The sequence below is a fragment of the Roseobacter sp. HKCC-CH-9351 genome, assembly GCF_037830295.1.
GTDB lineage: Bacteria > Pseudomonadota > Alphaproteobacteria > Rhodobacterales > Rhodobacteraceae > M30B80.
The window spans coordinates 136,044-158,825 of sequence record NZ_JBBLYM010000003.1 but is presented as its reverse complement, the minus strand read 5'-3'; the positions used below and the strand labels follow the sequence as shown (position 1 = coordinate 158,825).

General features: G+C 54.7%; 24 protein-coding genes. 13 read left to right on the top strand and 11 right to left on the bottom strand.

The features are described from left to right. Window positions 1–11 precede the first annotated feature (11 nt). The 4 genes from AAC632_RS12035 to AAC632_RS12020 all read right to left on the bottom strand — a co-directional run bounded on the left by AAC632_RS12035 (window position 12) and on the right by AAC632_RS12020 (window position 2,840). The gene (locus AAC632_RS12035; RefSeq protein ID WP_340299119.1) at window positions 12–932 is read right to left on the bottom strand and encodes an MBL fold metallo-hydrolase; all 921 of its coding nucleotides are present in this window, start codon (window positions 930–932) and stop codon (window positions 12–14) included. A 64-nt stretch (window positions 933–996) separates the two neighbouring features. Beyond that, window positions 997–2,046 (bottom strand): YeeE/YedE family protein, encoded by a 1,050-nt coding sequence (locus tag AAC632_RS12030; RefSeq protein WP_340299118.1) that lies wholly within the window; start codon window positions 2,044–2,046, stop codon window positions 997–999. Window positions 2,047–2,091: 45 nt separating this feature from the next. After that, complete coding sequence (locus AAC632_RS12025; protein ID WP_340256499.1) at window positions 2,092–2,400, bottom strand: ArsR/SmtB family transcription factor; 309 nt, start codon at window positions 2,398–2,400, stop codon at window positions 2,092–2,094. A 101-nt stretch (window positions 2,401–2,501) separates the two neighbouring features. After that, the gene (locus AAC632_RS12020; protein WP_340299117.1) at window positions 2,502–2,840 is read right to left on the bottom strand and encodes a hypothetical protein; all 339 of its coding nucleotides are present in this window, start codon (window positions 2,838–2,840) and stop codon (window positions 2,502–2,504) included. Window positions 2,841–2,919: 79 nt separating this feature from the next. On the opposite strand from AAC632_RS12020, the gene AAC632_RS12015 reads away from it, so the two are divergent. The 13 genes from AAC632_RS12015 to hemA all read left to right on the top strand — a co-directional run bounded on the left by AAC632_RS12015 (window position 2,920) and on the right by hemA (window position 14,475). After that, window positions 2,920–3,660: a cytochrome c biogenesis CcdA family protein gene (locus tag AAC632_RS12015; protein WP_340299116.1), complete on the top strand. Its 741-nt coding sequence runs from the start codon at window positions 2,920–2,922 to the stop codon at window positions 3,658–3,660. A 24-nt stretch (window positions 3,661–3,684) separates the two neighbouring features. Then, window positions 3,685–4,254 carry a SoxW family protein gene (locus AAC632_RS12010; RefSeq protein ID WP_340299115.1) on the top strand — a complete coding sequence of 190 codons (570 nt, stop codon included), beginning with the start codon at window positions 3,685–3,687 and terminating at the stop codon, window positions 4,252–4,254. A gap of 152 nt (window positions 4,255–4,406) precedes the next feature. Next, window positions 4,407–4,889: a sulfur oxidation c-type cytochrome SoxX gene (gene soxX, locus AAC632_RS12005; protein WP_340299114.1), complete on the top strand. Its 483-nt coding sequence runs from the start codon at window positions 4,407–4,409 to the stop codon at window positions 4,887–4,889. Window positions 4,890–4,915: 26 nt separating this feature from the next. Then, window positions 4,916–5,338, top strand: coding sequence for a thiosulfate oxidation carrier protein SoxY (soxY, locus tag AAC632_RS12000; RefSeq protein ID WP_340299156.1), 423 nt, complete (start codon window positions 4,916–4,918; stop codon window positions 5,336–5,338). A 15-nt stretch (window positions 5,339–5,353) separates the two neighbouring features. Beyond that, entirely contained in the window at window positions 5,354–5,683 is a 330-nt protein-coding gene (soxZ, locus tag AAC632_RS11995) for a thiosulfate oxidation carrier complex protein SoxZ (RefSeq protein ID WP_340255807.1), read from the top strand. A gap of 30 nt (window positions 5,684–5,713) precedes the next feature. Then, window positions 5,714–6,571 (top strand): sulfur oxidation c-type cytochrome SoxA, encoded by an 858-nt coding sequence (soxA, locus tag AAC632_RS11990; protein WP_445322681.1) that lies wholly within the window; start codon window positions 5,714–5,716, stop codon window positions 6,569–6,571. An 84-nt stretch (window positions 6,572–6,655) separates the two neighbouring features. Further along, on the top strand, window positions 6,656–8,350 hold the full coding sequence (gene soxB, locus AAC632_RS11985; protein ID WP_340299113.1) for a thiosulfohydrolase SoxB: 1,695 nt from the start codon (window positions 6,656–6,658) through the stop codon (window positions 8,348–8,350). A gap of 33 nt (window positions 8,351–8,383) precedes the next feature. Further along, the gene (gene soxC, locus AAC632_RS11980) at window positions 8,384–9,652 is read left to right on the top strand and encodes a sulfite dehydrogenase (RefSeq protein ID WP_340299112.1); all 1,269 of its coding nucleotides are present in this window, start codon (window positions 8,384–8,386) and stop codon (window positions 9,650–9,652) included. 1 nt (window position 9,653) lies between these two features. Further along, window positions 9,654–10,709, top strand: a complete 1,056-nt coding sequence (locus tag AAC632_RS11975; protein WP_340299111.1) for a c-type cytochrome — start codon at window positions 9,654–9,656, stop codon at window positions 10,707–10,709. 3 nt (window positions 10,710–10,712) lie between these two features. Then, window positions 10,713–11,408 carry a c-type cytochrome gene (locus AAC632_RS11970; RefSeq protein WP_340299110.1) on the top strand — a complete coding sequence of 232 codons (696 nt, stop codon included), beginning with the start codon at window positions 10,713–10,715 and terminating at the stop codon, window positions 11,406–11,408. Between the two features lie 39 nt (window positions 11,409–11,447). Then, window positions 11,448–12,719, top strand: a complete 1,272-nt coding sequence (locus tag AAC632_RS11965) for an NAD(P)/FAD-dependent oxidoreductase (protein ID WP_340299109.1) — start codon at window positions 11,448–11,450, stop codon at window positions 12,717–12,719. Window positions 12,720–12,826: 107 nt separating this feature from the next. Beyond that, the gene (locus AAC632_RS11960) at window positions 12,827–13,246 is read left to right on the top strand and encodes a DUF302 domain-containing protein (protein WP_445322684.1); all 420 of its coding nucleotides are present in this window, start codon (window positions 12,827–12,829) and stop codon (window positions 13,244–13,246) included. After that, window positions 13,243–14,475, top strand: a complete 1,233-nt coding sequence (gene hemA, locus AAC632_RS11955) for a 5-aminolevulinate synthase (RefSeq protein WP_340299107.1) — start codon at window positions 13,243–13,245, stop codon at window positions 14,473–14,475. Before AAC632_RS11960 ends, hemA begins: the two co-directional genes overlap by 4 nt. Before the next feature lie 54 nt (window positions 14,476–14,529). Here the strand turns inward: hemA and AAC632_RS11950 are convergent, their stop codons facing one another. The 7 genes from AAC632_RS11950 to AAC632_RS11920 all read right to left on the bottom strand — a co-directional run bounded on the left by AAC632_RS11950 (window position 14,530) and on the right by AAC632_RS11920 (window position 22,766). Next, the gene (locus AAC632_RS11950) at window positions 14,530–15,579 is read right to left on the bottom strand and encodes a quaternary amine ABC transporter ATP-binding protein (RefSeq protein WP_340299106.1); all 1,050 of its coding nucleotides are present in this window, start codon (window positions 15,577–15,579) and stop codon (window positions 14,530–14,532) included. A gap of 25 nt (window positions 15,580–15,604) precedes the next feature. Further along, window positions 15,605–16,612 carry an ABC transporter permease gene (locus AAC632_RS11945; protein ID WP_340255837.1) on the bottom strand — a complete coding sequence of 336 codons (1,008 nt, stop codon included), beginning with the start codon at window positions 16,610–16,612 and terminating at the stop codon, window positions 15,605–15,607. Window positions 16,613–16,682: 70 nt separating this feature from the next. Then, window positions 16,683–17,648, bottom strand: a complete 966-nt coding sequence (locus AAC632_RS11940; protein WP_340299105.1) for a glycine betaine ABC transporter substrate-binding protein — start codon at window positions 17,646–17,648, stop codon at window positions 16,683–16,685. 283 nt (window positions 17,649–17,931) lie between these two features. Next, window positions 17,932–18,594: a DUF3726 domain-containing protein gene (locus AAC632_RS11935; RefSeq protein ID WP_340299104.1), complete on the bottom strand. Its 663-nt coding sequence runs from the start codon at window positions 18,592–18,594 to the stop codon at window positions 17,932–17,934. After that, a complete protein-coding gene (locus AAC632_RS11930; protein ID WP_340299103.1) occupies window positions 18,584–20,284 on the bottom strand; it encodes a hypothetical protein in 1,701 nt (566 codons plus the stop codon). The genes AAC632_RS11935 and AAC632_RS11930 overlap by 11 nt, the downstream gene beginning before the upstream one ends. Further along, on the bottom strand, window positions 20,281–21,321 hold the full coding sequence (locus AAC632_RS11925) for a membrane dipeptidase (RefSeq protein WP_340299102.1): 1,041 nt from the start codon (window positions 21,319–21,321) through the stop codon (window positions 20,281–20,283). The genes AAC632_RS11930 and AAC632_RS11925 overlap by 4 nt, the downstream gene beginning before the upstream one ends. Then, complete coding sequence (locus AAC632_RS11920) at window positions 21,318–22,766, bottom strand: aldehyde dehydrogenase family protein (protein WP_340299101.1); 1,449 nt, start codon at window positions 22,764–22,766, stop codon at window positions 21,318–21,320. Before AAC632_RS11920 ends, AAC632_RS11925 begins: the two co-directional genes overlap by 4 nt. Window positions 22,767–22,782: the final 16 nt, after the last annotated feature.

Below are 22,782 nucleotides of genomic sequence, written 5' to 3'. Positions count from 1 at the left end.
GCTGTGATGATCTAAATCCCTTCAAACCTATACCCTTCATTTGCGCGGGTGGCGCGGCCGATCCCGCCATTGGGCAGGTGATAGCCGATGATGGTGATCTCGTCAGCGGCGCATTGATCCATCAGCGCGGCACGGGTTTCTGCCCCCAGGGCCTCATCCTGATCTGATCCCGATGTCCACTCGGGCCGTGCAAAGCCAACGTGGTCATTGGTCACGACATCACCAATGATCATCAATTGTTGTGAACCTGACGCAATTTCAAAGGCCATATGGCCCGGGCTATGGCCGGGCGTTAATTTCGCGCGGAGGCCAGAAACGATTTCGGCGCCATCACTGATCCGCGTGATCTGGTCGCCCAAACTGTCAAGCCGGCGCGAGGCCCCTGCGGCAAAGGCCGCGCGGGCCTCGCCAATTGAATTGACGGTGTTTGGGTCCATCCAATAGTCATATTCAATCTCGCCCATGATGTGCTCGGCATTGAAGAATGTCGCCTCGTCAAAATCATCTAGCACACCCCAAAGATGGTCAGGGTGGCCATGGGTAAAGAGAACATGGGTGATGTCATCTGCCGCAATGCCCGCCGCGTTGAGCGCATCAAGCAATTGCCCCGCGCTGTCTTGAAAAGCAAAACCTGCGCCTGTGTCGATCAGGACTGTCGCATCACCCTTGCGCAGCAGCGTGACATTGCAGGGCGGCGTCAGCGGCGCGTTTCGATCCACACCCGCTTCGGCCAAAATGGGGGCAAGGGCGGTATCATCCATGGGGCCAAAGATGAAATCTGCGGGCAAGGTGAGGCTGCCATCTGAGAGGGTCATCACCTCAAAATCACCCATATTTAGCGTGGTCTGCGCCCATAGTTTGCGCGGCAGGGCAAGGCCTGACAGGGTGGCTGCAGCACTTGATAAGATCAAATTGCGTCTGGTGATTTGCATGGTCATTCCTCCCAAATTTCGGGAGAAGGATAGCCAAGCAAAACATATTCGAAAAGTCTAATATTTACGACTCGGCCTCGAAGCCAAGGATCAATTGGCGCAGGCCGACCCATGCCCCAAGCCAGATTGCTGCCGCGACAAGGGGGGCGGTGATAGAGAGGCTGGACATGGCTGATAGCCCCTGACCGATGCTGCATCCCGCGGCCAATACGGCGCCAAAGCCCATTAAAACTGCCCCAAACAATTGGCGCTTCAATTCACGCGGGTCTTCGCAGGCCTCCCACCGAAAGCCCCCTTTGATCAAGCTGCCTAAAAAACCGCCCGAGATCACGCCGATGACGGAGCCAATTCCAAATTTCGCGGCGATCCCTGAGGAGAACATCGCGTAATGGATGGTCTCACCGATAGATGCAGCAAAGGTTTGTGAGACAACAGGCCAAGCCTGCCAGCCGTTTTGCCCCACCCAATAGGTGCCGAAAAAGCCCCATGTCACCGCGACCCCAACCGCCATGCCCCAGAATGTGTTGCGCAAGAGCCGCGCCTTTGGGGTTTTGACAATAGCGATTAAAAACACAGTTAATCCAAGGGCCATTCCTAAAACCGAAGGGGCCACCAAATCGCCCGCAAGAAAGGCAAGGCTTGTTGGGGTGCCATGCGCAGGGGTAGCGTCAAAGAACAAGATCCGCAGCGGGGCCAGAATGCCCGATAGTGCGATCAGGGCTGCAACGCCCATGACCAAAGCAATGACCATCGCGCGCAAATCGCCACCACCAAAGCGGGCCAAGGCCGTAAAGCCGCAATTGCCCGCCTGCGCCATGCCATAGCCAAAAATCAGTCCGCCGATAATGGCGCCCGCTATTGTATAGCTGTTTTGCAGGTAAACCACGCGGCCCAAATCAAGATAGCCCAAATGATGCAACGCGTGGTTTAGGAAAATGGCGATGCCAAGTGCCGCAAGCCAAAGGTAAACGCGGCCTGTGTTCTCACCATAATGGACATCTTCGATCATGCCCAAGGTGCAAAATCCCGCCAAACGCGCGGCAAGGCCCAAGATCAAACCACCTGTAAGGCCGATCAGCACAATGGCCAATATCTCACCCAATACTTCGAGCACGTCCCCTCCCTTCCGCCGGAACAGGGGTGACCGATTTGCCCGATCTTACCCTTTGGCGCAGAACAACTCGTAAACCAGTTCGATGATCCGCGCTGCGCGGTCATCTGTCAAACGATAATATATTTGCTTTCCATCGCGCCGTGCGGTCACCAACCCCTCAAGACGCAGGCGCGCAAGCTGTTGAGACACAGCCGCCTGACGTTGCGATAAGAGCGTTTCAATCTCGGTCACAGATTTTTCACCGCGCGTTAATGCGCACAAGATCATCAAGCGGCCCTCATGACTGATTGCCTTGAGGAAATCGCTTGCAGCCTGTGCCTCGCAGCGCAGTTTTTCCCAATGAACTTTGTCCATCGGGACAGTGAGGTCAGGCAATATTGTTGGCCTGTCTTCGTTAAGCATGGTCCATCCTGCCGAGATCGGGTGGGGCATCTCAATTTGAGGCAGGGTTTAGCTTAACCTGCAGCATCAATCAACTGGCCGAGCAAAAACCAAAAGAATTCTTCGCCTGGATAGCCTTCTATGCGACCTGTTTCCGCGCCATCTTTGAGCAGAACAAACGTGGGTGTGTAAACCGCTCGCTGCGCAAGTGTTACGCTATCTGGCAGGGCATCATCAATATCCGCTTGACGCAAAGGGGCTGTTTGCCCCTCTGGGGTAATCGGAAATTCCGGGCCGATCTCGGCATGCCAGAGCGCGCAATACACACATCCCTCATCTTCAATCATCAGCAATTCCAAATTTTGTGCCGAGGCCACTGTGGTTGCGCACAACCCAAGCGCAAAAAACAGCATTGTTGTACGTGCAAAGATTGACTTGCCCAAATTTGTAAACGCAATATGAATATTTGAATATGAAACGATAGGAGGCGTCATGTTCGATGTAACTCTGGGCGGTGCCTTTGTTGCGGGACTGTTGTCGTTTCTATCGCCATGCATTTTGCCGATGGTGCCATTCTACCTTAGTTACCTTGCTGGTGTAAGCCTAAATCAGGTTTCCGAGGGCGGTGGCATCACTCGTGAAATCCGTCTGCGTGCGGTTCTTGCGGCGATGTTCTTTGCCGCGGGCATCGTGACGGTCTTTGTTGGGCTGGGGGCTTCGGCCTCGGTGTTTGGACAATTGCTGCGCGATTGGTTTGATATTCTGCGTTGGATTGCAGCCGCGCTGATTATTGCAATGGGTCTACATTTCCTCGGCGTGATCCGAATTGGCATCTTGTATCGCCAGTTTCGTGCAGAGGCGGGATCGGTCAGCAATATGTCATATGGCGGGGCTTATGTGATCGGTCTTGCCTTTGCCTTTGGGTGGACGCCTTGTGTGGGCCCTGTTTTGGCTGCGATTTTGTTCACTGCTGCTGGCACTGACACGGCCAGTCAAGGGGCCACATTGCTGTTGGCCTATGGTCTAGGCATGACCTTGCCCTTTGTTTTGGCGGCAGGATTTGTGGGGCCGTTTATGCGCATGATGGGGCGGTTCCGCCGTCATTTGGGGCTGGTCGAAAAAATCATGGGCGCGCTTTTGATCATCTTTGGTGTGCTGATTGCGACCAATGCCCTCAATTACATCGGCCAATGGCTGATCGAGAATTTCGAGATTTTCCGCCAATTGGGTTAAGGCGGCAAAAGGGGAGGATGCGATATGAACCTAAGAACCATGATCGTTGCCGCAGGTCTTGCGCTGCTACCACTGTCGGCTGTGGCGGTGGAATTGGATGGCGATGGGCTGCACCGCGCCGATTGGATTATGGATACGTTCCGTGATCTGCGCGAGGATTTGGACGAGGCCAATGCTATGGGCAAGCGTCTGGTCGTGATGATCGAACAGCGCGGCTGCATCTACTGCACGCAGATGCACGAAGAGGTCTATGTGATCCCCGAAATCGAACAGATGCTTGGCGATGATTTCTTTGTGGTGCGCGTCAACATGTATGGCAGCACCGAAATGGTTGACTTTGACGGCACCGCGCTGTTGGAGGGCGATATGGTGCGGCGTTGGCGGGTGATGTTTACGCCCACGATCTTCTTTTTCCCCGAAGATGTACCAGACGGTGCCACCGCGCCCGACGCCGCGGTGGCGATGATCCCCGGCGCTTTTGGGCGTTGGACGACCTTTAACATGCTCAATTGGGTGTTGGAAAAGGGCTATGAGGGCGAGGAGGGCTTTCAGGCCTACCATGCCCGCATGCTGCGTGATCAGCTGCCGCAATAAGCAATCTTTGGTTTTGCAACAGTATTAAGTGCAAGTAATTTCAGTGACTTGCATTACAACCTATTCAAAAAAGCAAATATGTTCTTGCAATCTAAGGGTGCACTTGTTTACCGTTGTATACAGAGGCGCATGAATCGCCCTAGGGAGGAAAAATGTTTACACGCCATATAATTTTGGCGGCTCTCTTAGGAGTGTCCGCAGGTGCAACACAAGCTGAGGTTGTGTCACCCTCGGCCGTTGTGGCCAATGAATACGGAGAAATTGCCCAATCATTGACCGGAATTGCGGGGGACCCTGCTCGCGGCCAAGAGGTTATGACCACTCGTGGACTTGGGAACTGTATTGCATGCCATCAGGTAACTGCGTTGCAAGAATATCCATTCCACGGTGAAGTTGGTCCATCTCTGGATGGTGTTGGCGCACGCTGGGATGAGGCCGGGTTGCGAGGGATCGTAGCCAACGCCAAGGCGATGTTTCCTGGGTCAGTGATGCCAAGCTTTTATAAAATTGATGGCTACACACGGCCAGGAGATGCTTACACAGGAAAGGCTGCCGAAGGGGCTCTTGATCCTCTATTGGCAGCGCAAGATATCGAAGATGTGGTGGCCTATCTTTTGACCCTCACTGAATACTAAATTGAGCGTTTATGGGAGATAAATTCATGTCGCTTACGCGCAGAAAGTTTGTTGGTACAACTGTTACCTCCGCTGCCGCTTTGACAGTGTTGCCTAATTTGTCATTAGCAGAAGGAGCTGATGAAGCTATTTCCACTTACACTGGCGGTGCAGCTACATCAGATACTGGGCTCACGCTTATAGCGCCTGAGATCGCAGAGAACGGTAATACGGTTCAAATCGAAGTGAGCGCACCTGGCGCTCAGGAGATCGTAATATTTGCCGATGGAAATCCAAACCCGAACGTAGCAACTTTTAAGTTTGGCCCGGCCGCAGGCTCGCAAGCTGCCACAACCCGTATTCGTCTTGCGGGTGAGCAAGACGTCATAGCCATCGCTAAGATGTCTGATGGGACCTTCGCGAAGGCTGTGTCTAACGTAAAGGTTACAATCGGCGGCTGCGGCGGCTGAGAAACGGAGATTAAAATGGCAGAGAATGTAACTGCACGTGTTCGTGCACCTCGTGAGGCCTCGGTAGGCGAGGTTGTATCTGTACGCACGCTGATTAGCCATCCGATGGAAAGCGGTATGCGTCGAAATGGCGATGGTGAAGTGATACCACGCTCAATCATCAATCGATTTGTATGCACCCTAAATGATGAAGTGGTAGTCGACATTACTTTGGAACCATCGATATCCACAAATCCTTACCTCCAATTCGAAGCAAAGGTTACTGAGTCTGGAACCTTTAACTTCACTTGGTATGACGACGATGGATCGGTTTATGAAGAGAGTTCTGAGATTTCAGTAAGCTGATTATTGTCAGCACGAGGGAGGAAGCAACGAATGAACACTAAGTCCAAAATCGCGACTATCGCCGTTGCATTAGGGATGGCAGCATCATCGAGCATTTTGCATGCTGACGAAGATGCAGATCTCGTGGTGAATGGTGAAATCGAAATGATTGTCCGAACCGCAGCGCCTGCTCATTTGGAGGGAGCAGTTTCGACCATTTACTCCGGCTGGGTATTCCGTGCGGATGAAACCCAAGCTATGCAAGCGGATGATTTTGACAACCCTGGCATGTTGTTTGTTGAAAACGGCGAACAGCTTTTCAACACGGCTATGGGTGCTGATGGGCAGAGCTGTGCTTCATGTCATCAATCTTCCGATTTGACGAATGTTCGTGCCACATATCCTAAATGGGATGCAGAACACGGTGCAGTCCAAACAGTGGAAATGCAAGTCCGGGAATGCCAAACTGAACAAATGGGTATGGAAGAGCCTTGGGGCATTAATTCTGGAGATATGCTTGATATCACTGCATTCATTGCATCCGTTGGACGCGGTCAAATAGTCGACGTCGCAATCGATGGCCCTGCCCATGAAACTTGGGAGTTAGGACGTGAGATATACTACACACGGTTTGGGCAGCTGGAATTAAGTTGTGCTAATTGCCATGAAGAAAATTATGGAAATCGTATTCGTGCCGATCACCTAAGTCAGGGCCAGATTAATGGTTTTCCGACATATCGTTTGAAGAATGCGAGACTTAATGGTGTCCAAAACCGTTTCCGTGGGTGTGTACGCGATACACGCGCAGAAACCTATGCGATCGGCAGTGACGAATTTGTTGCGCTGGAACTTTACGTTGCATCGCGTGGCAATGGTCTAACGGTCGAGGGGCCGTCGGTTCGAAACTGATTTGCTGTTTGCCCGCCTTAGGGATCCTGAGGCGGGCATTTTGTATCTAAATATATGCAATTTTTAGAATGTGAGTGACAGAACATGATCGCACGCCGTCATTTCCTTCAAGCTGCTTTGGCCACGACTGCGCTTTATGGCGCATCGGGCTTTGGCAATTGGGCCAAACTTGCCGCGCAACAAGCTCTGACACAGGAAGATCTGATCGGCACAGGCGGGGCAGGGAATGTCACCTTGGTGCATATCACTGACATTCATGCGCAAACCCAACCGATTTATTTCCGCGAGCCCGAGTTCAACTTGGGCGTAGGCTCTGCCTTGGGGCAGGTTCCGCATTTGACGGGCGCGGATTTTCGCGCGGCCTATGGCATCTCTCAGGGCAGTCATCTGGATTATGCGCTGACCTATAGTGACTTCGCGGCCCTTGCCCAAGGTTATGGCCGCATGGGCGGGCTTGACCGCATCGCGACTGTGGTCAACGCCATTCGCGCCGAACGGCCTGATGCGATTGTCTTGGACGGGGGCGATACATGGCAGGGGTCTTTGCCCGCTTTGCGCACCAATGGCCAAGATATGGTGGATCTTTTCAACGCGCTTGGCGTGGATGCCATGACCTCGCATTGGGAATTCACGCTGGGCTCTGACCGCGTGCATGAGATTGTCGAAAATTCGCTGCAACCTGCCTTCTTGGGCGCGAATATTTTTGACGCTGAATGGGATGAACCCGTTTTTGACGATTACAAATTGTTCGAGCGCGGCGGCACCATGGTTGCGGTGATTGGGCAAGCCTTCCCGTATATGCCAATCGCCAATCCAGGTTGGATGTTCCCTGAATATAGTTTCGGGCTGCGCCGTGAACGCATCGCCGAAGTGGTCGAGGAGGTGCGCGGCCTTGGTGCTGAGGTGGTCGTTCTACTGTCGCACAATGGCTTTGACACAGACCGCCAATTCGCCCGCGATATACCTGGAATTGATGTGATCCTGACAGGTCACACCCATGATGCGCTGCCTGACGCGGTTCAGGTGGGCAATACATTCCTCATCGCCTCGGGCAGTCATGGCAAATTCGTCAGCCGTGTTGATTTGGACGTGCGCGATGGCGCACTGCAAGGCTTGACCCATCGTTTGATCCCGATTTTCTCAGATGTGATTGCGCCTGATCCTGACATGGCGGCCTTGATTGCGCAGACCCGCGCGCCCTTTGAGGCCGAGATGGGCGAGGTGATCGGCACCGCGGGGTCGCTATTGTATCGCCGCGGTAACTTTAACGGCACATGGGATGATGTGATCTGTAACGCCCTGATCAGTCAACGGGACGCACAGATCGCCCTATCCCCCGGTTTCCGTTGGGGGCCAAGCGTGCTGCCGGGTCAAGAGATCAAGCGCGAAGATATCTATAACGCGACCGCCATGAGCTATCCGCAGGCCTACCGCACTGAGATGACCGGCGAATTCCTAAAAGTCGTGATGGAAGATGTGGCCGATAACATTTTTAACCCCGACCCCTATTACCAACAGGGCGGCGATATGGTTCGCGTGGGCGGTATGGGATATCGGATTGATGTCAACGCGCCAGCGGGCAGCCGTATTTCCGAGATGACCCTGCTCGAAACAGGCGAACGCATCGACCCTGCTGCCTCCTATGTCGTGGCGGGTTGGGCCAGCGTGAATGAAGGAACCGAAGGGCCTGCGATTTGGGATGTGGTCGAAGACCATATCCGTGCGCAAGGCACCGTCACAGTTAACCCCAACACCAGCGTGGATGTTGTTGCGGGCTAAGCCTCGCCCGCATTGATTATTGAAGGAGCTGACATGGCTAAAGACAATGGTTTCACCCCTTCGCGGCGGCAATTTCTGAAAGGGGCCGCAGTTACAGGTGGCGCTCTTGCTGCAGGCAAGGTTTACGCGCAGGCGGCCCCCGATCCATTGATCACGGAAATGCAGCCTTGGACACAGTATCTCGGGCCCGGCGTGGATGCCGCGCCCTATGGTATGCCATCCCCGCATGAGGCCCATGTGGTGCGCCGCAATGTGCCATGGCTGACCGCCGATAGCGTGTCATCGGTCAATTTCACGCCGCTGCATGAGCTTGATGGGATCATCACCCCCAATGGCCTTTGCTTTGAGCGCCATCACGGCGGTGTGGCCGAAATCGCCCCCGAAGATCATCGCCTGATGATCAACGGTTTGGTCGATAATCCGCTTGTCTTTACCATGCAGGACATCATGCGCTTCCCGCGTGAGAACCGCGTTTATTTCCTCGAATGCGCTGCAAATACAGGAATGGAATGGCGTGGCGCGCAGTTGAACGGGTGCCAATTCACCCACGGTATGATCCATAACGTGGTCTATACAGGCGTGCCCTTGCGCCTGCTGCTTGAAGAGGCAGGGGTGAAAACAAATGGCACATGGATCCTGCCAGAAGGGGCGGATGCCTCGGGCATGACCCGTTCCATCCCTATGGAAAAGGCGCTTGATGATTGTCTTGTCGCCTTCAAGATGAACGGCGAGGCACTGCGCCCTGAACAGGGCTATCCGCTGCGTCTTGTCGTGCCGGGTTGGGAAGGGAATATGTGGGTGAAATGGTTGCGCCGCATCGAAGTGGGCGATCAACCATGGCATCACCGCGAGGAAACCTCGAAATATACTGACCTTCTCGAAAATGGTCAGGCGCGGCGCTTTACATGGGAGATGGATGCAAAATCTGTCATCACCAACCCAAGCCCCCAGGCCCCCATCACCCATGGGACTGGCCCAACTGTTTTGACGGGGGTAGCTTGGTCGGGTCGCGGCACAATTCCGCGTGTTGATGTGACGCTGGATGGTGGCATTAATTGGCACCAAGCGCGCATGTCAGGGCCATCCTTAGACAAGTCCATGCATCGCTTCTATTTCGAATTTGATTGGGATGGGCGGCCCTTGCTGTTGCAAAGCCGGGCCCATGACAGCACGGGCTATGTGCAGCCCACCAAGGAAATGCTGCGCCATGTGCGCGGCGAGAACTCCATCTACCACAATAACGGGATCCAGACTTGGGCGGTGGATGAAAACGGCAATGCGGAAAATGTGGAGGTTGGATAAGATGAATAAGGTAATCAGTCTTTCCGCAGCCCTGTTGATGGGGGGCGCAACCTTTGCGCTTGCTGAGAATGCGGCCCCCTCTCGGGATGGCGGCTATGGTTTGGGCCGCACGGCTTTGCCTGAAGAAATCGCTGCATGGGATATTGACGTGCGCCCTGATGGGCAAGGTCTGCCCGTAGGCTCGGGCGATGTATGGACGGGTGAAGAACTTTGGGTCGATAATTGCTCAGCGTGTCATGGAGACTTTGGTGAGGCGAGAGGCCGTTGGCCTGTGATAGCGGGCGGATTTGGAACTCTGGAGGGAGAAGATCCCGTTAAAACGGTAGGCTCGTACTGGCCTTACCTTTCAACCGTTTGGGATTATGTGCATCGTGCAATGCCATACGGTTCTGCTCAAAGCCTAAGTGATGATGATGTCTATGCGATTGTAGCATACATCATGTATTCCAACGATCTCGTGGATGACGATTTCGAATTGTCGAATGAAAATTTCCTCGAGGTACGTTTGCCTAATGAAGAGAATTTCTTCATGGATGACCGCGCCGAAGTGGAATTGCCCACGTTCAGCGAAGCCGTTTGCATGGAAAACTGCGCTGAGAGTGTCGAGATCACTGCACGCGCGGCGGTTTTGGATGTGACGCCAGAGTCCGAAACGGGGGGCGATGCTTCCGCAGCCGGGGTGGTTGAGGTTGCAACCACTGAAGAGGCCGCGCCCGTAGAAACAGGTCCAAGCCCAGAATTGGTTGCAGCGGGCGAGGAAGCCTTCAGGGCATGTCGATCATGCCATCAAGTGGGCGAGGGCGCGCGCAATGGTGCGGGGCCGCAGCTTAACGGCATCTATATGGCAACCGCGGCCCATGCCGAAGGGTTCCGCTATTCCCCTGCCTTTGAACAGGCCCGCGCCGATGGTCTGGTGTGGGATGATGAGGCACTGACTGCCTATCTGATAGATCCGCGCGGATATCTTCCAAATAACCGCATGGCCTTCCGTGGATTGCGAGATGCGGCAGATGCCGAGGCCATTATCGCCTATCTGCGCGCCGAAGGTGGGGAGTAGGCGATGGGGAAACACGGGCTCTTTGCCTTTGCTTTGATCTCTTGGGCAATGCAATCCTCCCCTGCATTGTCCGAGGGTGACCCGAGCGCGGGGCAGGCGGCGTTTCGCCCCTGCGCCGCGTGCCACATGATCGGGGATGGCGCGATCAATCGCGTGGGCCCGCATCTGGATGGTTTGATGGGCCGCCCCGTTGGGGGGCTTGCGGATTACCGCTATTCTGACACGCTGACCGAGGCGGGCAATGAGGGCGAGCTTTGGACAGAAGACCGTCTCAACCGCTTTCTCGAAGATCCGCAAGGCTATTATCGCGGCACACGGATGGTGTTTCGTGGGATCAGCGATCCAGACACCCGTGCCGATTTGGTCGCCTATATCGTGGCGGAGGCGGGCAATTATGACAGTGACACCACCGCAACCAGCACAGGGGATGTGCCCCCAGAAATCGCTGCGATTTTGGCGATTGAGGGCGACTACGCCTATGGCGAGTATCTGTCATCTGAATGCACCGCTTGTCATGCGGCGCAATCGGGCGGCGATATTCCGTCAATTGTTGGCCTTGCGCCGTCAACATTCGTACATTCGCTAATGAGCTACAAAATTGGTCAGCGTGAGCATCAAGTAATGACCATGATTGCCAATAGGTTGGGAGATGAAGAGATCGCTGCTTTGGCAGCATACTTTACGACCGTTGAAAAGTAATGTTCAACTTAACTGGTGACCAAAAGGGAGGAATTTGGAATGCCACTTGATAGAAGACAGTTTTTAGGTGGCGTAGCCGCGGTTTCTGCTACCTTGGCTACGCCGATGCTCGCTCGAGCACAGACTGCACCCAACGTTGTTGTGATTGGTGGTGGTGCAGGTGGTGCTACAGCTGCTCGCTACATTGCGAATGGCAGCCAGGGCGCGATTAATGTGACATTGGTTGAGCCAACTCGCAGCTACTATACCTGCTTTTTCTCGAATTTGTACTTAGGTGGGTTCAGAGAAATTGATAGCCTCGGCCATAGTTACGGGACTTTGGCTGCCGATTATGGGATCAATGTCGTACATGATTGGGCGGTAGATGTAGATCGACAGGCAAAAACGGTAACACTTGCCGGTGGTGCATCGCTTAGTTACGACCGTTTGGTGTTGAGCCCTGGCATCGATTTCATTGAAGACAGTGTCCCAGGTTGGTCCTTAGCTTCCCAAAACGCTATGCCTCATGCTTACAAAGCGGGCAGCCAAACGGAGCTATTGAAGGCCCAACTGGCCAACATGCGCGAAGGGGGCGTGTTTGCTATGGTAGCGCCGCCCAACCCATACCGCTGCCCGCCAGGGCCATACGAGCGAGTGTCAATGGTCGCTCATATGCTGAAGGAAACAAATCCAACAGCTAAGATCTTGATCGTCGACCCAAAAGACAAGTTTTCAAAACAGGGTTTGTTCGAAGACGGTTGGCAACGCCATTATAATGGAATGATCGAAAGGATTGGCCCTGATTTCGGGGGAGCAAACGTGTCCGTCGATCCAAGCGCGATGACTGTTTCAATTGATGGCCAAGTGGAACAAGTTGACGTTTGCAACGTGATACCTGCGATGCGTGCGGGCCGGATCGCGGAAATAGCGGGTGTTACTGATGGTAACTGGGCGCCTGTCTCAGCATATAATCTAGCATCTAGAATTGATGAAAATGTTCATGTTCTGGGTGATGCTGCTGCACAGGGTGATATGCCGAAGTCAGGTTTTTCTGCCAACAGCCAGGCAAAAGTTTGTGCCAATTCTATTGTCGCTGATCTTGCAGGCGGCCGAGCGTTCCCCGCACGTTTTGCGAATACCTGCTGGTCTCTGATTGATACAAATGATGGTATCAAAGTTGGTGCAACCTACGAAGCGACCGATGAAAAAATCGCAAAAATTGACGGGTTCGTTAGCCAAGTAGATGAGGACGCTGCCACCCGCGAGGCTACCTATCGGGAAAGCCTTGGTTGGTATGACGCGATTACTGAAGATATGTTTGGCACTGCCTGACATAACACCACCAGAAGGGCAGGGGCGTAGAGCGCCCCTGCCTGCCATTTGTTAAAGGACAACGGCTTATGTCGTGCTGCACCGCCCCCCGTCTCTTTGTTGGTCTTATGACTGGCCTTGTCGCAGCTCTGGCTGCACAAGAGGCCTGCGCGCAAGAAGCGGTGTTTTTCGATTATTACGGCAGTTTCGAAGATGCTACCTTTGCGGTGGAGAACACCATTATCGGGCGCGGCTTGGTCATTGATTATCGCTCATATACGGGCGATATGCTGAACCGTACCGCCGCTGATGTCGGCAGCGATGTGGTGATTTTTGATAAGGCAGATATTTTCTTATTTTGCTCCGCCGCTGTGTCGCGCCGCGTGATGGAGGCGGATCCCGCGAATATCGCGCATTGCCCCTATAATATCTTTGTCACCTCAAAGGATGGTGTCGTGCAAATTGGTCACCGCACCTATCCCGACGGGCCTATGCAAGAGGTCGAGGCATTGTTGGACGCGATCATCCTAGAGGCGCGCGACCAATGAGCGGCTATGATTACGATAAATTTTTTGCGACCAAAATCGACAGGCTGCGCACCGAAGGCAATTACCGCTATTTCGCGGATATTGAACGCAAGCGGGGCGCTTTTCCCCATGCCCAAAACCACCACAAGGGCGGCACGCGGGACATTACGGTGTGGTGTTCAAATGATTACCTAGGTATGGGTCAACACCCCGATGTGATTGCCGCGATGCAAGACGCGCTTCAGCGCACGGGCGCGGGTGCGGGCGGCACGCGCAATATCTCGGGCACAACCCACGCCCATGTCGCGCTTGAGGCGGAATTGGCCGATCTGCACTGCAAAGAGGCCGCGCTGTTATTTACCTCAGGCTATGTGTCAAATTGGGCGGCCCTTGGAACATTGGCCGCGCAAATCCCTGATTGTGTTGTTCTGTCAGATGCAGGCAATCATGCCTCGATGATTGAAGGCATCCGTCATTCGCGCGCGCAAAAGATCATTTGGGCGCATAATGATTTGGCGGATCTCGAGGCGAAACTGGCGGCCCTGCCGCCAGAGCAGCCCAAATTAATAGCCTTTGAATCGGTTTATTCGATGGATGGCGATATTGCCCCCATCGCCGCGATTTGTGATTTGGCAGATCGCTATGGCGCGATGACCTATCTCGATGAGGTGCATGCCGTGGGTCTTTATGGGCCACGCGGCGGCGGGATTGCCGAAGCGTTGGGGTTAATGGATCGTCTGACTGTGATTGAGGGCACGCTTGGCAAGGCTTACGGCGTGATGGGGGGGTACATTGCGGCCAGTGCCGCATTGGTTGATTTCATCCGCAGTTTTGCCAGTGGCTTTATCTTTACTACCGCTTTGCCGCCCGCGGTTGCGGCTGGGGCCTGCGCTGCTGTGCGCCACCTTAAAAAAAGCCAGACAGAACGCGCGGCTCATCAGGAGCGGGTATCAGACTTGCGCGTGCGCCTGGATGCAGCGGGAATTCCTCATCTTGCCAATGACAGTCATATCATTCCCGTCATGGTTGGTGATCCTGTGAAATGCCGCTATATCTCAGACAGGCTCTTGGATGAGCATGGTATCTATATCCAGCCGATCAACTATCCCACAGTCCCCAAAGGCACAGAGCGCCTGCGCATCACCCCAAGCCCTGTTCACGACGCAGATGCGATGAACCATTTGGTCAAGGCCCTGTCTGATCTTTGGGCGGAGTGTAAATTGGCGCAAACAGCGCGCGCCGCGCAATAGATTTACATAGATCATCGAGGCAGCGCAAAGCCGCCCCGCTATGAATTAATTTACTTAATCATGTTGCATCTGTGGGCGCACCAAAGCCCGATAGATATCTTCCATCTTCACCTTGCCGATGATTTTGGTGGCATCGTTCGGGTCAGAGACGGCAAAGGTGCCATCAATGCGGCCCTTATGGGCGTTGATGACCGCCTCTAGCGTATCATCGCCCCGCACGACATCACCGCAGCCGCGCTTTGTCTTGGCGGGGCTCATGATGGATTTCACCTTCAAAACGCGGGCGCGGTTGATGTCTTGGATGAATTCCTCAATGTAGCGTGCAGCGGGGCGCAGCAATATCTCCTGCGGGTCGCCCTGCTGCACGATATAGCCGTCTTTCAAAACTACCAAGTGATCGGCCAGTTTCAACGCCTCGTCCAAATCATGAGTGATGAAGATGATGGTCTTGTGCAGGTCACGTTGCAATTCCAACAGCAAATCTTGCATCGAGGTGCGGATCAGCGGGTCAAGCGCGGAAAATGCCTCGTCCATCAGCATCACATCGGCGTTTGAGGTTAAAGCGCGGGCCAGACCCACGCGCTGCTGCATCCCGCCTGAAAGCTGGCTTGGATAGCTGTCTTCCATCCCTTCAAGACCCACACGGGCCAACCATTTGCGCGCCTCATCCTCGGCTTGTTTGATATTCTCGCCGCGCGCCTCGGGCGCAAGGATTGTATTGGCCAATACAGTGCGGTGGGGTAAAAGCGCGAATTTCTGGAACACCATCGACATAGACCGCCGCCGCAAATTGCGCAGCGCCTCCCCATCCATGGCCAAAACATCTGTACCATCGAGAAAGATCTGCCCTGAGGTCGGTTCGATCAATCGGTTGAGGTGGCGGATCAGCGTGGATTTGCCAGAGCCAGACAGGCCCATCACCACGGTAATTTGCCCCTCGCGCATGTCCACGTTGATATTATTTAACGCCAGAACATGCCCCGTTTCCTGCATGAAGGCGGATTTGTCGATGCCATCATAAACCTTGTCCTGCACGGCGCGCGGATTGTGGCCGTAGATTTTGAATAGGTTTTGCACCGAGATTTTCACGTCACCCAAAGCCATGGTTTCTTAGTCCCTTCTGCGGTGCTTATGATTTGTTAGACTTGTCGATACGTGCCAAGGCGGCCTTGGAGACGCGATCAAGCATAATCGCGATCAGCACGATGCCAAAACCCGCCAAAAAGCCAACACCAAGGCGCAGGTTGTTGATGCCATCGAGAACCAATGTTCCAAGACCCGGGGCTGACACGAGCGAGGCAATCACCACCATCGCAAGGCTCATCATGATCGTTTGGTTCACACCCGCCATGATATTGGGCAGGGCAAGCGGGATTTGCACGCGATAGAGTTTCTGGCGATCCGTTAAACCAAAGGCTGTGACCGCCTCCATTACATCGCGATCCACAAGGCGAATGCCCAAATTGGTCAGGCGAACCACAGGCACAATCGCATAGAGGATAATCGCAAGACCATAGAGCTTGGGTTCGGTGATATTGAACAAGAAAATGAGGGGGATCAGATATACAAAGGTCGGCAAGGTTTGCAGCATATCCAAAATCGGGATTATTGCGTTTTGGAACCTGTCTGAGCGCGACATGGCAATTCCAAGCGGCACCCCGAAGGCCACGCACAACACCGTACAAACAAATATGATCGACAGGGTTTGGATGGCGAATTCATAGTAATCGACGAAGAGTAAAAACAAGAAAGACGTCGCCACGATGCCCGCGACCTTGTAGGAATTCGACAAAAGCTTGGCCACCAAGATTAAAAGCGGCACCAAAATCCACCACGGCATTTCCACAAACAGCGTTAAAGCGCCATCTAGCGCCCATGACAGGGGCTGGGTCAGCGGATCAAGAATAGTGCGCAGGGCGGGGCGTATGTAGAGGAAACCATCTTCTAATGCGGCGGTGAAGTCCCGTGTTTTTGGAAAGGCGGCACAGGCCTCGTTAAGTGTATCAAGCGAAGGAAAGGGTAAATCCCATGGGTTTGGCGCTTCGTTGCGCAAAGATGACAATGACAAAAGTGGCCCGCTATCGGTTTTGCAGGCGTCTGTCATGCCAAGCGCGCTGAATATCCAATCATACGCCATAAGTTACCCTCCTTGCAAAAATGAGAGAGGTCAGCGCCCTGCGGCGCTGACCTTTGTCATTGGTTTTGGATTATTGCAGAAGCGCTGAAACGCGCGTAGCTGCATCCTCTGACATCCAGCCAAGGATCATGTCGCTGTGGTTGGTCAAAACCCAAGCCGCAGCTTCATCAGCAGATGCGCCGTTTTCTTCGGCCCATGCTAGCATCGAACTGACAATATTATTGGGCATTTCCATATTGCGCATAAAATCAGCAACGTCTGGCTCGCGTTCGGCCAAATCTGCAGTGACAGCGTTAACAACAGTAGCTGCAGGGAAATCTGACGGCCCCCAAGTTGCAGGGTCTGCATCTGCGTTTTGATTAATCGCATGCTGTGGGCCGTCAATTGGGCCAAGGTCAACCTTGGTCAGATCATATTTCCCCAAGATCGCAGTCGGACCCCAGTAATAGCCGAACCACGGTTCGCCAGCTTCGTCTGCTGCTGCGATTGATGCAGCAAGGTTTGCGCCAGAGCCGTGATCAAACACTTCGATCCCGTTTCCTTCAAGATCAAATACAACTTTTAACGCATCGTTTACAATGCGGCAGCCCCAACCAACGGGGCAATTGTTAAAGCGCCCACCAACCAATTCGGCATTGGCCAAGACACCTTCGATTGTGGCAAGTTCAGGATTAGCTTCGACAGCAGCGGTGGAAATCCACCAACCTTCTTCTCCACCGTTTGAGAATGTGTTCGAGGCTGTGATGACTTTACCTTCAGCTTCAAGACCAGCATACACAGTGGCTGAGTTTACCCAAACCTCGGGAACAATATCCGGCTGACCATTTTCAGCTAGCGATGTAACCGCAGGTACTGTGTCAGTTGGAACTATAGTAACTTCGCAGCCATAACCTTGCTCAAGAACAAACCCGGTAAGCGCTGCAAGGGCCTCACCTGAAGCCCAACCCATTGCGCCAACGCTGACTTGACCGCAAGCATAGGCACCACTTGTGGACAACATAAGCGCAGCCACTGACGTGTAAGCAAATTTCTTCATTTTAACGTATCTCCCAGATGATGTTGTAAGTTCACAACGAACATGTAAGTTTTCAGGTTCTTCAACCGACACTTCGCGTGCGATAGCGACATTGGCGGTTTTAGTTTTCGACTTCGGTACAAAATCTGCGCCTAAGTCGAGTTCTGGCATGAAATTGCATGCCGGTCTCGGCACGAAGGTCAACGATGTGAGGCTGAACCTTGCGTGCAAACTGTATTTTTTGCCGAGAGCCCAAAGGTCGCGCCATACTGTTTTAGCGGAGGGCTCTTCGGGTTCGTTATGTTTAGTCATTATCGCTCAGGCCTGCGCCTGCCCCCGTCTCGCGTGATTGCGCAGTTGCGGGCACCGTTGTCTCCAGCGCAAAGCGATCCAAATCTGCGTAGGTCTCGGGAGTTATCGTTTGGAGATATGGCGCGCGCGGTACAGATGCGCCATAACGGCTTGGCTTGGCACAGAGGGTTAGGGTCGCGTCGCGCGCGTGATCTGCAAATTGGGTGATTTCGTTGGCGTCCAATGGGAAAAGGCCTCCAAAAACAAGTGCCGCTTTTGGTGTCGAAATTTGCACTGCGCGGCCTTCGCGGGCCGCTAGCCCGTCCAAAAATGGCAGCAGCATCAAAGGCTCGGCCACAGCGGCAAGCGTCAAGGGGTGTGGCCCAAAAAGGCCTTGGGGGCTATGTCCCAGGTCACAAATCAGTGCGCCTGTTGCAACAGGGCAAAGCGGAGCCGCTGATTGCCCCCATACGCCCCTGTTGATCTCAGCCATTTGTGGCAGGCCCAACACGGCCTGCGCTGCGCACAACGCAAGAGCAGGGCCCGCGCCATTGATGCCCCATTGCGCCAAGACCGCCAAACTTGCGCCAAATTCTTCAGCCAAGCCCCAAGAATAGCCGCCGCCGCGCGCGGCCTTCATGCCCAAGCTGGCCCATTCCCCCGCGCTAAGCTGCATCTGCCCCCCTATGTGCGGGTGCACAGATATGTTCAGGGAAAACTTGCCCCGCAAAGAGGCTGATGCGCAGCCATTTATCCGAGCGCGGATCAAAGTGATTGGCCCCAAAAAAGGCCAGCTTATAGCGCATCATGTCAATGGGAAGGATGTCAGCGCCGATGAGGTTTTCGCGAATCTCGCCATAATCGCGCCCCGCCAACCTTTGTAGGCGGCGCAGAATTTGGCGGTGTTCGGGATGGGCCAAAAGAAACGCATAGGCGGGCGTGGCATCAGGGTAGGCGGCCATCGCGTCATAGGCCTGACGGATCAAATAGGCAATGCCAAGCGGGGCTTCACGGGTTGCGCCCTCTTCCTCGAAGCGCGCGCCGAGGCGGGGTTCAAGCTTTTCTTCCGAGACATACCAGAACCGCGCTCGTGCTTCTTGGGTTGAGAAGTCATAGGACAAGGCCCAGTCGTAACGGCCCTCAATCGCGCGGCGCAGATCGCCAAGCCGCGCTTGCCCCTCAATCGGGGGGGCGGGTGGCTCGTCTGCGCGCAGCGACATTTCCAAATCGTCAATCACCGCGCCGCAGGGTTCAAGCAGGATCGACAAGAGCATTTCTTGCCCCTCAAGGCTAAGATGCGCTTCCCCCCAATGCCATATCGCATTCCATGGCAGGTCTTTCACACAATGTCCGCGGCCTGTGGTTAGATGATGATGGAGCTTTTCTAAATCCCCCCGCAGATCTGCCAATTTGGCCAGTTGCACAGGGTGATTTGAACGCCATGTCGCGCCCGTGTCGCGCGCGGCCTCGCAGCCCGCGATCAGCGAGCGCAAATCGGCCTCTGACATCCGTCTTTGGCCGCGCACCCGTGCAAGCGCCGTTTCGCGCACCCGCACCCAAGCGTCCAAAAGGGCAGGGTGACGCACCAAGAACGGGGCCATGCCAAGACCTGTAGAATTTCCCACCCCAAGACTGCGGGCCAATGCGGGCGCAAGCGTTGTGGCCTCTGCCCCGCCTTTGGCGCGGGCCAGATGATTTACAAGGTCGATGGTAAAGCTGCGGGTCAGCCAAACCGACATCATCTCGGCTTGGAACGGCGCGCATAATTCTGGCCGAGTGGCAATATCGGCATTTTCCGCCGCCCCGAATTTGGACGAGCCATAAACGGCGGTTGTGCGCATTAAATAGCCCACCTCATCAAGCGCATCGCGTTCTGGCTGTTGGCCCGTGGCCAAGCGGGCCACAACATGATCAAACAACCTGACCGACCGATTGGCGCGGCTGAGGGATAATTCCCGCGGGCTGATGCGCCCTGCCTCTTGCAGGGGCACATTGGCGCTTAGCCGCGTGATATCATCTGCGGTGGGGATACCATCAAAGAGGGTAAAGGTGGCATCCCACGCAGTCGCAATCACCCGATCCGAGCGTTGATCTGCGGGCAGATCATGGGCAAAGGCCACAAGGCTATAACTGCGTTTAGGCCCGTGAAGGCAATAGACGGCATACCCAACACCGTTTTCGTCAAGATCAAAGATACGCCGCTCAAACCGCCACCCTTCGGTTTCAATGCGGCGCAGCAAGATGCGCAGAAATGACAGCCGCGTGGGGTGGGCTGATCCCATCCGCGCGAGGCGCATGACCCTATCAGGCGCCCGCAGCGCAATCGGCGCAAGGCCCATGATATGGGGCGCCGCCCGATCCATCATTGCGCGGCCTTTGTATTGGGGACAGCCTGCACAGCGGGTGTGAAACTTTCGCCGAAAAAGCGCTGCCAATTTCCACCCATGATTGCTGCGACATTGCCCGCGTCAAACCCCGCTGCGCGCAGGCCTGCGGCCAAACGGCCAAAATCGCGATTGTCGGCAAAGAAATCAGGCATTGGCGGGAACCCCGCCTGCGCGGCACTGCCTTCGCCATAGTCGATATTTTTCGTCCAACGCCCGACCCGCATCCATTCGACCACGCTGTCGGGTTGATCTTGGCATAGATCCGTTCCAATGCCGATCTGTGAGACGCCCATCAAATCGGCGGCCCGCGCAACCATATCGCAGAAACTTTGCAAGCTACAGGCAGACCCGCCCTTCAGGTGATGGGGATAGATCGAAAAACCAAGCATCCCCCCCGACTGGCCAAGCGCGCGCAAGAGATCATTGGATTTATTGCGCAAGGCAGGGTGCCAACTGGCCAGATTTGCATGGGTGATTGCAATCGGGCGAGTGGAGTGTTCCATCGCCTCAAAAGTCGAGCGCTCGCCCGAATGGCTCATGTCGATGACCAGACCCACGCGGTTCATCTCGGCCACCACCTCGCGCCCCATGCGAGTGAGGCCTGTATCCTCGGCCTCATAGCAGCCCGTGGCAAGCAGGGATTGGTTGTTATAGGTCAATTGCATGAACCGCAGACCTAAGCGATGCAGCACCTCGACCAACCCAATGTCATCTTCGATGCAGGAGGGATTTTGCGAGCCAAAGAAAATTGCCGTGCGTCTTGAGGCCCGCGCGCGGGCAATATCGCTTGCATCAAAGCCTTGAAAAATCAGGTCTGGATAGGTTTCGAACCAGCGGTTCCATTTTTCGATATTGAGAACCGTTTCACGGAAATTCTCGTGATAGGTGATGGTGACATGCACCGCATCCACCCCGCCTTCGCGCATCTGGCGAAAGACTTTTTCCGACCAATTGGCATATTGCAGCCCGTCAATCAGCGGGTTTTGCACGGGATGCATCGCACCTGTTTCACTCATTCCAAATCCCCCGTGACCCCAAGGTACGAGGTTTTGACTGTCGTGTAAAACTCTGCGGCATAGCGGCCTTGTTCGCGTGGCCCGTAGGAGGATGCCCCCCGTCCCCCGAAAGGCACATGGTAATCTGTGCCTGCGGTGGGAAGGTTCACCATCACGCAGCCCGCCCGCATGTGCGCGCGGAAATGGGCGGCGCGGGCAAGGCTTTTGGTCATGATTCCTGCGGTGAGACCAAATTCGCTGTCATTGGCAACGTCTAGCCCTTCGGCATAGCTGCCCACCTTAATCGCCGATGTGATGGGGGCAAACATTTCTTCGCGGTTGATCCGCATATCATTGCGGGTCTTGGCAAAGACCGCAGGGCGCATGAAATAGCCTGAGGTTTCCGCATCAGCGCGGGTTCCGCCACATAAAAGCTCGGCCCCTTCGGATTGGCCTAGGGCGATATAATCAAGATTGCTGTTAAGCTGGGCTTCGCTCACCACAGGGCCGATTTGCGTGGCGCTGTCTAGGGCGGGGCCAACCACGAGCTTATTTGTGGCCGCGACCAATTTTTCGACAAAAGCATCGTGGATTTTCTCGTGCACAATCAAACGCGAGGCGGCGGTGCATTTTTGACCCGTGCCCCCGAAAGCCGCATTCACACTATGGGCCACAGCCAGATCAAGGTCGCAATCCTCCATCACGAGCATAGGGTTCTTTGATCCCATTTCCATTTGCAGCTTGGTCATATTGGGAATGGCTGATGCGGCAATGGCACGGCCCACGGGAACCGAGCCTGTAAAGCTTATGGCATCCACCGCGGTACTTTCCACCAAAGCCTGTCCAATCGTGCCCCCTGCGCCCATAACCAAGTTGAACAGGCCTTTGGGAATGTTTTGGCGGGCGATGATCTCGGTCAGCATCACGGCGCTTGCAGGGGTCAGGTTGGCAGGCTTCCAGATCACGGCATTGCCAAAGGCCAATGCAGGTGCGATTTTCCACGCGGGCGTTGCAATTGGAAAGTTCCAGGGGCTGATGATCGCCACAACGCCTACAGGTTCGCGGCGCACATCCACCTCAATGCCGCCGCGCACACTTTCGGCATGGTCGCCTTGATTGCGCAGCGCCTCTGCTGCGAAATAGGTAAAGAATTGGCCTGCGCGATAGGCCTCACCGCGACCTTCAGCGCGCGGTTTTCCCTCCTCGCGGGAAATTATCTCGCCCAGTTCATCGGCCCGTGCCATCATCTCTGTGCCGATTGCCATCAACACATTGTGCCGTGCCTCAATGCCCATGGCCCACCATTCGGCCTGTGCACGCCGCGCCGCGGCCAAGCTTTCGGTCAAATCTTCATGACTGGCTTGGGCGAAATGGCCAATCACATCGCTGGTGTCAGATGGGTTGATATTCGCAATCTGCGCTACGCCATCGCGCCACATGCCATCGATGAAATTCTGACCCTGCATAAACCTGTCCCTTGTT